The 1,794-nt window shown below is 73.2% G+C and carries 1 protein-coding gene and 1 pseudogene; both read right to left on the bottom strand.

The window, feature by feature from the left end; all coding sequences use genetic code 11:
- Positions 1–432, bottom strand: a pseudogene (locus AB8Z36_RS38415) (hypothetical protein); the annotation flags it as partial.
- Positions 433–589: 157 nt separating this feature from the next.
- Positions 590–1,540, bottom strand: coding sequence for a LysR family transcriptional regulator (locus AB8Z36_RS38410; RefSeq protein WP_369217996.1), 951 nt, complete (start codon positions 1,538–1,540; stop codon positions 590–592).
- Between the last annotated feature and the right edge of the window lie 254 nt (positions 1,541–1,794).

Raw genomic sequence — 1,794 nt, 5'->3', positions numbered from 1 at the left:
CTCGTCCCCCTCGCCCGGTCCCGGGGTGGCGCCGTCGCCGTCGGTCGCACCGGGCGAGGGGGACGAGTCCGCCGAGGCGGAGGGGTTCGGGGCGTCCGCGGGGCGGCCCGGGGTGTCCACCTTGCTCGCGGGCTTGCCGTCGTTGGGGTCCGTTATCGGGACCCAGGGCGCGCWCGAATTGCCGGAGAGCAGCGTGGCGGCGATGGCCACGGCATAGACCGCGCAGAGCAGGCCGACGAACATGCCTATGCGCCGGTACCTCCGGCCGCGGCGGCCCGTCTCGTCGACGAAGACCGGTCCGTCGGCCGCCCCTTCGGGGCCCGCGTCGGGAACCAGGTCCGCCAGGTGGCGCCCCACTCCGTCGATCTGAACGGTGACTTCGTTCGGATCATGGGTGTGTTCCGGCAGGGCATCTTCTCGCCACGTTTCCATGCGTACGCACAACCCCCCACTCAATGGACCGGGTGCGCGAAACGACTCCGGGTACTCGCCGTCCGGACCGGGCCCCCACCCGCTCCGAGCGCTCCCCTTATCACATCGCACCCGAGCAATGAATGTAGCGCACCGGAGTGACAGGCGTTGTTCTCAGTCAGTTCTGCCCACACATCATTTGTGCATCGATGGCCGGAACCCAGCCCTGACCGGGTCTCAACAGCCAGTTCTCGGCGGCGGCGAGCTCTGCGGCGGCGGTCCGCAATGCCGTCACACCAGGATGAATCAGCCCCTTTCGCCACACGAGTGACACGGGCGAGAGCGGCACGGGGTCGACCAACGGGCGCAGCACGGCACCCGGCATGGCCGGAAAGTCCACTACGGCCAGGACCGGAATTCGCCTCTTCGCCATGATGCGCCCGAATTCCTCCGGCCCCACGGCGAGCGGCGCGGGATCGGCGACGGCGATGCCGCGCCCCTCGAAGAGCCGGTGCGCGAGGTCGGTCCACTCCGGTGTACGGGGGTTTCCGGCCCCGGCGTAGACACTCTCCCCGGCGAGCGCCGCCAGCGGCACCGCGTCGAGTTCCGCCAGGGGGTGGCTCTCGGGGAGCAGCACCGCCATCGGTTCGTACCGCACGGGCTGATGGGCGAGGGCCGAGCGCAGGGCGGGATCGAGACCGGCGTACCTGCCGAAGGAGACGTCCAGGCGTCCGGCGATCATCTCGGCGGCGGCGCCGGTGAGGCCGCTCTCGTAGCGGGCCATCAGCTCACACTCGGGGACGAGTTCGCGGGCCCGCGCCAGAATCCGTCCGGAGACCAGGCCCGGACTGTTCAGATCGACCAGGAGCGGACGGCCCGGCCCGGCGAACGCGGCGAGCAGGTCGTCCTGGGCGGCAAGCACCCGCCGCGCGTGCGGCAGGAGCCGCTCCCCGTCGGCGGTGAGCGTGACCTGACGGGTCGTACGCGAGAAGAGCTCGGCCCCCAACTCCTTCTCCAGGCGGCGCACATCACGGCTCAGCACCTGCTGGGCCACGTACAGCCGGGCGGCGGCCCGCGTGAAGTGCAGCTCCTCCGCCACGGCGAGGAAGGAACGCAGAAGTCGTATCACCGGGAGAACTTACAACGCGGGTGTGTGAATGCGGGCGCGGAAGGTGTTGGACCGCGGCCGTCGCGCCCGGCCCCCCCCCCCCCCCCCCCCCCCCCCCCCCCCCCCCCCCCCCCCCCCCCCCCCCCCCCCCCCCCCCCCCCCCCCCCCCCCCCCCCCCCCCCCCCCCCCCCCCCCCCCCCCCCCCCCCCCCCCCCCCCCCCCCCCCCCCCCCCCCCGGCTGTACGTGGCTCAGCACCTGCTGGGCCACGTACAGC

The organism is Streptomyces flavofungini (genome assembly GCF_041028215.1).
In the GTDB taxonomy this organism is placed as follows: Bacteria; Actinomycetota; Actinomycetes; order Streptomycetales; family Streptomycetaceae; genus Streptomyces; species Streptomyces flavofungini_B.
Note: the sequence above shows the minus strand (reverse complement) of the source record. Positions and strands in the feature narration are given on the sequence as shown.